Below are 9080 nucleotides of genomic sequence, written 5' to 3' on the forward strand. Positions count from 1 at the left end.
GCTGCATATCCCGCTCCGCGGGATATGCAGCGCTGGCGCGCTGCATAGGAACGGCTCCGCTGACGCTCCGCCAGATTCCCGCGCAAGCGCGGGAATCGAATTCCGCAAGCGGAATTCTGAGTGCGTGTCAATTCGCGCAAGCGCGAATTGACGGAATCCCGCAAGCGGGATTCCTGGGGCTGGCAGTAAGGGGTGGGTGCATCACGTGCGGGACTGTGTAGGGCTTGGGATTCCCGGCTACTACCTCTGCCGGGAATGTGACGGGCTGTCGGTTTGACGGGGTGCCGGCCTAGTTGTAGTGACGGGTTCCGCTGCGCTCCACCCTGGACCCCTCCCCCACCGTCTACCTGTCCCGGCATGTTCACCTATCGCCCTGTCAGCATAGAGGACTGTCGACTGTTCGTGGATGAGATTGAGTCACTGTGCCACCCTCAGCTGTGAGGTTGACGTCCAGGTGATGCATCACGAGTCGTGACTGTGTAGAGTCTGGGATCAGATGCTACACCCCTACTGCCGCGCACCTTGCGCCTGAATTCTATTTGCTATTAAGCGCCGCATTCCGCGAAGAAGGAGAGCACGGGGCATGGCCGTGAAGCTGCGTGATCACCAGATCGAGGCCGTTGCCGCCATTGTGCGGGGTCTTGATGTTCCGTCAGGCGGTATCCCCTGGAATGGTCTTCGCGGGCAGGTGCACGCGGCGTGCGGCACGGGGAAGACCATCATGGCGGCAGCGTCGGCGAAGCGGCTTGTGCCCAGGGGGCGCGTGCTCGTGTTGGTGCCGACGCTGGACCTACTGGCGCAGACGGTGAGGGCGTGGCACGAGGCCGGCCACAAGGGGCCGGCGGTGGCGGTGTGTTCGCTCCAGGACGACCCGGAGCTGTGGTCGTTGAAGGTGCGCTCCACGACGAACCCGATCCAGTTGGCGCTGTGGCACGGGCAAGGGCCGGTCACCATCTACGCGACGTACGCCTCGCTGGGCGTCCTGGCGGAGGCGTTCGAGGGCGCCTACGGCCAGAAGCTTGATCCAGTAGACCTCGCGGTCGTTGATGAGGCCCACAGGACTTCCGGTTCGATGGGTAAGGCGTGGGCGGACATCCACGACCAGACCGTCATCCCGGCACACCGCCGCCTGTACCTGACGGCCACACCGCGGATCTGGGAAGAGCGGCTGAACCGGGAGGTTGCCGAGGGGGTCCGGGATCCGCTGCCGCGTGAGATGGCGGCGTCCATGGATGACGAGAAGGTCTTCGGGCCCGTCCTCTACAAGCTCTCGCTCGCTTCGGCCGTCTCCCGGGGCCTGTTGGCGCGGTACCAGATCATCGTCCTGGAGCTGAAGGACCCCGTCGTCACGCCTGAGCGGCTGATGGGCGAGGAGCGGCACACCGAAGAGGTGCGGGGGCAGCGGCTCGGTGCACTGCAGGCCGCATTGCTGCACACGATGGCGCAGCACGGTCTGTCGACGTGCATCACCTTCCACCACCGCACCATCGAGGCACAGGCCTACGCGGAAGGTCTGGAGCGCGTCGCGGCGAAGCTGCACGCCGACCAGCCGGAGAAGTATCCGGCGAAGATCTGGGCGGACTGGCTGTGTGGCGAGCACGTCCCGGAGCGCCGGCAAGAGGTTCTGGGTTCGTTCGGGTCGACGGCGCAGCGGGCCGTGCTCTCGAACTGTCGCGTTTTGGGTGAGGGTGTCGATATTCGAAGCGTGGATTCAGTTGCCCTACTAGACCCCAAGGGAGCGCCGCACGACATCGTCCAGGCCATCGGCCGGGCACTCCGACAGAAGCCCGGGGAAGGCAAGCTCGCCTCCCTGATCGTGCCGGTCTTCCTCCAGCCCGGAGAGCAGCCCGAGGACATGTTCACCTCCGGCTCATACCGGCCCCTGGTGAAAGTCCTGGAAGGACTGCGGGCCCACGATGAAGAGGCCGTGGAACTGCTGGCCATTCCACAGGAGCCACAGAAAGACGTCGCGCAACCGTCCGTGAACATCGGTGTCGCGCCCGAGGAGGGCGAAGACGAATCCCGTCTCCTGCTCCGCTTTGCAGCTCCGCGGGATCCGGTGATGGTCGCAGACTGGGTCTCCTTCAACGTGATCGACACCGAGCGCCAGGACTGGGCCCGCGGCTGGGCGAAGCTGAAGGCGTACGTCGAGCGGACCGGGAACGCGAGGGTGCCCTACGGACACCGCGAAGGCGCGACACCCCTTGGGCAATGGGTCGCGGAACAACGGCGTGCCTTCTCGGCTGGGGAGATGAGCGGGCTGCGTGCCCGCCGGCTCGAGCAGCTCGGCATGGTGTGGTCGGTGACGGATGAGCGGTTCCAGGAAAACCTCGAAGCCGCCAAGGCCTACTACGACCAGCACTGGACACTCTGCGCCCCCCGCACCGCGACAGCACTGGGCAAACCGTTGGGGATGTGGCTCGCGAATCTGCGGCGTCCCGGCGCGCTGGAGGGCCACCCCGAATGGAGAGCGGCGCTGGAGGCCGTGGACGAGGACTGGAACCCCTCATGGCCGCCGGACTGGCAACGCCACTACGCCGCACTCCGTGAGCTCCTGGCCGGCGAAGAGGGCCAAGCCGGTGAGACCGAGGTACTGCCCGGGCTCACCGTCCACGGCATGGACATCGGCAAATGGCTCGCCAAGCAGCGCAAGCCCGAGGTCTGGCAGGCCCTTCACGACGGGCAACGCAAACGCCTGGAACAACTCGGCATCACACCTCCGGCCCCAGAGCCGGAAGCGCCCGCGAAGCAGTCCACCACGCCCATGAGCACCTTCGAGCGGAGCGTGGCGGCCCTGAGGCAGTACAAGACCCGCGAGGGGCACGTGACCGTGCCACGGGGGCACGTAGAGCGGTTGGAAGACGGATTGGAAGTCCGACTCGGGGTGTGGCGCAGCAACATGCGCAGCAGGCGAGACTCGCTGCCCGATACACGCCGCCAGCTGCTCACGGACCTCGGCCTGTTCGACTGAAGGGTCGGGTCAGTGGCTGGTCGACGCGCTGCGCGGGGCCTTCAGGCGCTGCTGAACGGGATACGGCTGGTGCACCTCGTCCCGCTTTGCTCAGGAAACCGGCTCGGGTACCTCACCCGGCCTGACCGGCACGATCTCGACACGGGTACAGCCCACGGCCTTGAGTTCGGTACGGCGACGCTTCGCCGACCGTTTGTCGTACCTACCGGCCGACGCCTGCGTGGCGCCGTCCGGGTCGGTCCACAGCAGGCCGTAGTGCTGCATCACGCTCGTCATGGAGATCACGCTTCCCCTGCCTCGACGACCGTAAGCACACCGCGCGAAGCGCACCGTGGACCCACTTGACCGCACTGGACGCGCTGGGGATGAAATGGGTCCTTGGGGATAAGGAATGGGGTAAGTTTGTGGTTAAGCAATACCGGTCCTGACGTGAAGGTGCAGGTAATGGCATCTGAGGAAGAGCTGTTCGCGTCCGTCGACGCTCTGCTGAACGAGGAGCCGCACCTGCCGCCACCGGCGGAGCGGGCCCGGCTGCGGGAGGCCGCCGGAATCACCCAGGCCCGTCTCGCCACCGCGCTGAAGACCACGACCCAGTCGGTGAAGAACTGGGAGAACGGCCGCAGCGAGCCGAAGTCACCGCGCCTGGACGCCTACCAGCGGCTGCTGAACGGGTGGGCGGCGAAGTACCCCGCTCCCGGCGCAGCCCCGGCGGTCTCGGCTGTCGCGACAGCACCGGCGGCGTCTGCTGAACCGGCCGCGTCCGAGGCGGCGAGGGCAGACGCCCCGCAGCCTGTCCACGTTCCAGGTGCGGGGCCGACGCGTCCCGCCACCCGGTCCGCCGCGACGTCGCGGCGCCCGGCCTCTGCGAGGCCTGCAGCCGATCCGCGGTTCCCGCACGGGCCGCTCGCGGTGCTGGACGCTGACGGCTGCGCGTACGGCCTGGACGGCATCGTGCTCGAGTGCCCCGCGACCTCGGTGGTGGAGCTGGTGGAGTGGACGCTGCGCGCCTCCGGGCTCGGTGCACCGCGCCTGCACCGCAACGGCAAGGACAGCGACCCGCTGATCGTGCTCACCGCCGCGGCCGCCGTGAAGCTCGGACTCCCCGAGCGCCTGGAAGGCCACGAACAGCGCCGCTCTCTGCGCCTGCCGGAGGGTCACCCGGTGGTCAAGCAGGTGGTGAAAGCGAAGTGGCGGCTCACCCAGCGCGGGTTCGGCCCGTGGGCGAGGATCTACCGCAAAATTCAGGGGCGTGAGCGGCAGTGCGTGCAGTTCGCCATCCTGTCGTGGGACGCCCTCGATGAGCGGTCCTGGCCCGGGGTGGCGGAGATGGAGCCGGCCGACGTCGCCCGCGTCCTGGGCGTGTATGCCCAGCGGGTCCTCACCCCGCGCGGCTCCACGGCCGTGTCCGGGCTGGAGCTGATGACCGCGCTGCGCCCGCCCACCCGCGCGGTGCAGGACCCGCAGACGGGGAACTGGGTGCCCGGCCACAACCCCGGCTCGCTGGGGGTGGAGCCGGTGGACCCCGCGCCGCCGGAGGCCACCCCCGAACACCCCGTCGTCGTCGACAGCGGCTGGAGCGGCGGATTCCTGAACGAGGAGGCCTACCAGTGGGTGCGCGACGTCAGCCTGCTCACCGATGAGGAGTGCACGCTGCCGTACGCGGTCGGCCTGGACCTGAACACCGCCTTCCTCGCCGCCGCGGCCCGCCTGGTCGTCGGCCTGAGCGCCCCCGACCACTTCGTTGGCCCGAAGTTCAACCCGAAGATCCCCGGCTCCTGGCTGGTCGACCTGTCCCACGTCGAGGTCGACCCGCGGCTGCCCTCCCCGTTCACCCCGGACGGCACCCGGCCGACCGGGCCTGCCTGGTACCAGACCCACACCGTCGCCTACGCCCAGGAACTCGGCTACAACGTCGCTCCCCTTGAGGGGTATCTGCGCCGCGAGACCGGCGCCTACCTGGACCCCTGGCACGACCGCCTCAAGGCCGCCTACGTCGACACCCTCGCCGACCTCGGCGTCACCAAGGACCTCACCGACGCGGAGTTCCTGGCGGCCATGGAGCGGCACAAGGATGTCGATCCGGCGATGGCGGCCGTCCTGGCCGCCATCAAGGCCACCGTCAAGGGCGGCATCGGCAAACTGCGTGAACGCCCGCAGGGCAGGAAGTACCAGGAGGGCGAGCGGTGGCCGGCCCTCGAGCGGCCGACCTGGCGACCCGACATCCGCGCCGCCGTCATCTCCAAGGCCCGCATCAACATGCACCGCAAACTGCGCAACATGGCCACCATGACCGGCCTGTATCCGCTGGCCGTGCTCTCCGACTGCGTCGTCTACCCCTCCCCCGGCGACAGTCCGCTCGGCTTCCTGCCCTACGCCGCCTCCGGCAAGCCGCAGCCGGGTGGGTTCCGTCTCGGGCCCACGCCGGGTCTGGCGAAGCTGGAGGGCGTGCAGTCGATGCTGTGGGCGGTCGACCTCATGGAACAGGGCTACAACCCCGCCCGCCACATCAAGGGCGGCGACGCCGTCCTGGACGAAGGAGAGTAGGCGCTGTGGCCGGAGAGATCGACGACGCCATCGAACGCGCCGACCGCGAAGCGTTCACCCGCCAGCCGCCCAAGACCCTCCAGGCCCGCATCAACTTCCTGATCAAGCAGCTCAAGACGACCAAAGCCGTCGCGGCGGAACTCGGGGTCAGCCAGCGGTCGGTGGAGCGCTACCGCAAGGGCGAACGCAAGCACCCGCCCAAAGCGATCGCGGACCGGATCGACGACGCCGTACGCAAGCGGTGGCAGCCCCAGGTCCGCAAACGCCGCCAGAAACAGGCAGCCACCGCGACCGGGATCACGGTAGAGACCCGCGCCCGGTTCGGCTACACCGCGCCCGTCGGCACCACCGACGACGGACGCTTCCGCCGCCTGACCGTGCATCTCCCCCCGGCCTACGCACAACGCCTCTTCGACGCCCGCCACACCGGCGCCGGCGACCAGCAGATGCGCCAGATCATCGCCGAAGGACTCAAAGAGATCTACTTCCAGGACAACGGCAGCCGCGCTCTGGGGCTCTCCGACGTCACCCTCAACGACATCGACTACCTCGACCTCGACTACTAGGCAGTTTCGTTTGGATCAACAGGTGGGTGATGGCGGTCGTTCCGGGTGGCAGTCTGGGGCGATGAGACCCTGGACCACCTCCACCGAGGACGACCTGCGGCATCTGCTCAACGAGTGGGATCCGGTGGGCGTCGCTGACGATGTGCAGGACGAGTACGACTGCAAGCTCGCCCCTCTCCTGCAGCGGCTCGGTTCCGGCGCCAGCCGGACCGAGATCGGTGAATTCCTGCGGCACGAGCTGGAAGGTCACTTCGGTCTCGACCCTCTGGGCTTGCGGCCGGAAGCAATGGCCGACCGGGTAATGGGCTGGTGGACATCGACCGACCCGGTTGATGGTGTGGCCAGCACATAGCTGCTCCTTTCCGACCGTCCGGTCGTTGGTTCGGGTGTGCCATTGACTGATGCGCAGTGGGCGCGGATCGAGCCGTTACTTCCGGATCGGGCGCCGAGAGGGGGTGGCCGCTGGCGGGACCATCGTGAGGTGATCGACGCGATCGCCTTCAAGTTCCAGACCGGTACCCAATGGGTGCACCTGCCGGAGAAGTACGGCAACTGGCGGGGTGTCTACAACCGGCTGCGGATGTGAGCCGTCGACGGCACCTGGGAGCGGGTCTTCACCGCCCTGGTCGCTCAGGCCGACGCGGACGAGGACCTCAACTGGGCCGTATCGGTGGACTCCACCATCGTGCGCGCCCACCAGCACGCGGCCGGGGCCCGCAAAAAGGGGCCCCGGCCGGCGAACCGGGCGACCACGCCATCGGCCGGTCCCGCGGCGGACTGACCACGAATGGCTTCGTAGGTGAGAGCTGACACCGTATGTCGGCGGTTTTCGGCATCACTTGTTGATCACGAGGGTGGGAAATATCGACGAGAACTGACACCGACGGCCGCGCCCTGCCCGCCTACCCCCGCGGCGGCCCGCTCCAGGACTACCTCGGCGACAGCGGGGGCGCTACGTCAGACTTGGGCGATGAGCCGGACAGTCAGTGCATGGGTCACGTCGGGTGGGGACTTTCTCGGCGCCGCGGGGCCGTTTCCCGTGGGCGTCCCGTGGTGGTCGGAGGTCGAGCCGGTCATCGCACATCTGCACCACACGCTCGGCGTTCCGGTGATGGTGCTGCGCTTGCTGGACGTCGACGGCGGGGACGGCTCCCGCGACGGCCATGTCACCTACCACGTGGAAGCGCTGCGCCGCCCGGCGCCGGGCCTGCTGACACAGGGCCCCCTCGACGACGCCCTGCTCAAGCTGACCGGGCATGAAGAACTACGCGCCCCGTGGGCCCGGGCGGACGGTCTACGGGAGATCCTCGGCTGGGCGTCCGACACCCTGGCCGCCGCCGGCCGCCCGGTGACCGGGCCGGTCGAGCAACGAAGAACATGGAACCTGGCCGGCCTGTTCCGCCTGCCCACGGCCCAGGGCCCCGTCTGGCTGAAGACCACACCGCACTTCGCCGCCGACGAAGCTGCCGTCATCTCCGCGTTCGCCCGGTTCGACCCGGGCCTTGTCCCCACCGTCGTGGGGGCCGGAGAGCGGCGGATCCTGCTGGAACACCTGCCCGGCGAGGACTGCTGGGACGCCTCCCCCGAAACCATCACCAGCGCCGTGAGCCGTCTCGTGGCCGCCCAGGCCGCGGTAGCCGGCCTCCCAGGAGGAAGCCCGCCCGGACTGCGGGACCGGCGGACGTCCGTCACCGCCGACCAGGTCCGCGACCTCCTCGACGGCGAGGTCGCCCGCGAACTCACTGCGGAAGAACTGGCCGCCGCCCGCGAACTCCTCGCCCGCTGGCCCGTGCTGGACGAATGCGGCCTGCCGGACACCATCGTGCACGGCGACTTCCACCCCGGGAATTGGCGCAGCGACGGCGGCCCCCCGGTCGTCGTCGACTTCGCCGACGCCCACTGGGGCAACCCGGTACTGGACGGCCTGCGAGCGTACGACTACCTGCCCCAAGCCAAACGGCCGACCGCCGCACGGGCCTGGATCGATGCCTGGGAAAGGCACCTCCCCGGCTGCCAGCCAAGACGCGCGCTGGCCATTGCCGAACCACTCGCCCACCTGTCCTACGCCCTGCGCTACCAGGAATTCCTGGACGGCATCGAACCGTCCGAGAAGATCTACCACCTCGGCGATCCCGTCGGCGTCATCCGCAACGCGCTGCTGTGCGCGAGCGTGCCGAACCCGCACTTCCAAGCGCAGGACCTTCGGTCCGGCCCTGAATAAGCACACCGAACCTGCCACCGCAAGACCCCAAGTGGTATCAAAACTCGGCGACATCACTCTGCGCCAACACCGGCCGCTGTTGTCCCCGACCGACATACGGTGTCAGCTCTCGCCTACAAAGCCACACGAAGATCCACCTCGCCGCCGACGACCGCTGCCGACCACTGGCCTTCCACCTCACCGCCGGACAGGCTGGCGACGCGCCCGCCTTTACCGACGTGATGGCCCGACTGCGCGTCCCACGGCGCCGTGGACGGCCCCGTACCAGACCCCACGTGATCCTGCGGACAAGGCGTACTCCTCCCGCGACATCCCCGTCCACCTGCGCAAACGCGGCATCCGCGCGGTGATCCCCGAACGGGCCGACCAGCAGGCCAACCGGAAGCGACGCGGACCGGCCGGTGGCAGACCGCCGACCTTCGACCGGGAGGCCTACAAGCAGCGCAACACTGTCGAGCGGTGCATCAACCGTCTCAGTGGGCGTTAAGTCCGATCTTCCTCGGTTCGTGATCGCTCGATCGTGGTACTGACCGCCGTACGAGCCGCCGGGTGGGCATGTCCATGTTGAGATGCGGGGTGTGAAGAGAGAGCCGTATCTCAGCGACTTATCGGACGAGCAGTGGGCGTTGATCGAGCCGATGATCACGGCCTGGAAGCAGAACCGGGTGGCGCGGTCAGCGACGGGCGACCCGGGCTCCTGCGACCTGAGGGAGGTCGTGAACGCGATCTTCTATCAGAACCGGACGGGCTGTCAGTGGCGCTATCTGCCCCACGACTT

General features: G+C 68.3%; 8 protein-coding genes and 1 pseudogene. 8 read left to right on the forward strand and 1 reads right to left on the reverse strand.

Annotation, left to right across the window (positions count from 1 at the left end):
- The first annotated feature begins 583 nt into the window (after positions 1-583).
- The gene (locus AB0D34_RS47075; RefSeq protein WP_362674341.1) at positions 584-2971 is read left to right on the forward strand and encodes a Helicase associated domain protein; all 2388 of its coding nucleotides are present in this window, start codon (positions 584-586) and stop codon (positions 2969-2971) included.
- A 90-nt stretch (positions 2972-3061) separates the two neighbouring features.
- Here the strand turns inward: AB0D34_RS47075 and AB0D34_RS47080 are convergent, their stop codons facing one another.
- Positions 3062-3247: a hypothetical protein gene (locus tag AB0D34_RS47080; RefSeq protein WP_362674343.1), complete on the reverse strand. Its 186-nt coding sequence runs from the start codon at positions 3245-3247 to the stop codon at positions 3062-3064.
- Between the two features lie 168 nt (positions 3248-3415).
- Between AB0D34_RS47080 and AB0D34_RS47085 the strand changes: the two genes are divergently transcribed.
- From AB0D34_RS47085 to AB0D34_RS47115, 7 genes and pseudogenes are all read left to right on the forward strand, one after another.
- Positions 3416-5515 carry a helix-turn-helix domain-containing protein gene (locus AB0D34_RS47085; RefSeq protein WP_362674345.1) on the forward strand — a complete coding sequence of 700 codons (2100 nt, stop codon included), beginning with the start codon at positions 3416-3418 and terminating at the stop codon, positions 5513-5515.
- Between the two features lie 5 nt (positions 5516-5520).
- On the forward strand, positions 5521-6081 hold the full coding sequence (locus tag AB0D34_RS47090) for an XRE family transcriptional regulator (RefSeq protein ID WP_362674347.1): 561 nt from the start codon (positions 5521-5523) through the stop codon (positions 6079-6081).
- Positions 6082-6142: 61 nt separating this feature from the next.
- Complete coding sequence (locus tag AB0D34_RS47095; RefSeq protein WP_362674349.1) at positions 6143-6433, forward strand: hypothetical protein; 291 nt, start codon at positions 6143-6145, stop codon at positions 6431-6433.
- Between the two features lie 36 nt (positions 6434-6469).
- Positions 6470-6667, forward strand: coding sequence for a transposase (locus AB0D34_RS47100; protein WP_362674351.1), 198 nt, complete (start codon positions 6470-6472; stop codon positions 6665-6667).
- A gap of 384 nt (positions 6668-7051) precedes the next feature.
- On the forward strand, positions 7052-8302 hold the full coding sequence (locus tag AB0D34_RS47105) for an aminoglycoside phosphotransferase family protein (protein ID WP_362674353.1): 1251 nt from the start codon (positions 7052-7054) through the stop codon (positions 8300-8302).
- 125 nt (positions 8303-8427) lie between these two features.
- Positions 8428-8777: pseudogene (locus AB0D34_RS47110) on the forward strand (transposase); the annotation flags it as partial.
- Positions 8778-8871: 94 nt separating this feature from the next.
- A partial coding sequence (locus tag AB0D34_RS47115) for a transposase (RefSeq protein ID WP_362674355.1) occupies positions 8872-9080 on the forward strand: 209 nt, incomplete at its 3' end.

The organism is Streptomyces sp. NPDC048420 (genome assembly GCF_040651535.1).
Taxonomy (GTDB): domain Bacteria; phylum Actinomycetota; class Actinomycetes; order Streptomycetales; family Streptomycetaceae; genus Streptomyces.

Excerpts from the sequence above, each read along its gene's own strand:
- AB0D34_RS47075 (WP_362674341.1), top strand. The coding sequence starts at position 584 with ATGGCCGTGAAGCTGCGTGATCACCAGATCGAGGCCGTTGCCGCCATT.
- AB0D34_RS47080 (WP_362674343.1), bottom strand. The coding sequence starts at position 3,247 with ATGACGAGCGTGATGCAGCACTACGGCCTGCTGTGGACCGACCCGGAC.
- AB0D34_RS47085 (WP_362674345.1), top strand. The coding sequence starts at position 3,416 with ATGGCATCTGAGGAAGAGCTGTTCGCGTCCGTCGACGCTCTGCTGAAC.
- AB0D34_RS47095 (WP_362674349.1), top strand. The coding sequence starts at position 6,143 with ATGAGACCCTGGACCACCTCCACCGAGGACGACCTGCGGCATCTGCTC.
- AB0D34_RS47105 (WP_362674353.1), top strand. The coding sequence starts at position 7,052 with ATGAGCCGGACAGTCAGTGCATGGGTCACGTCGGGTGGGGACTTTCTC.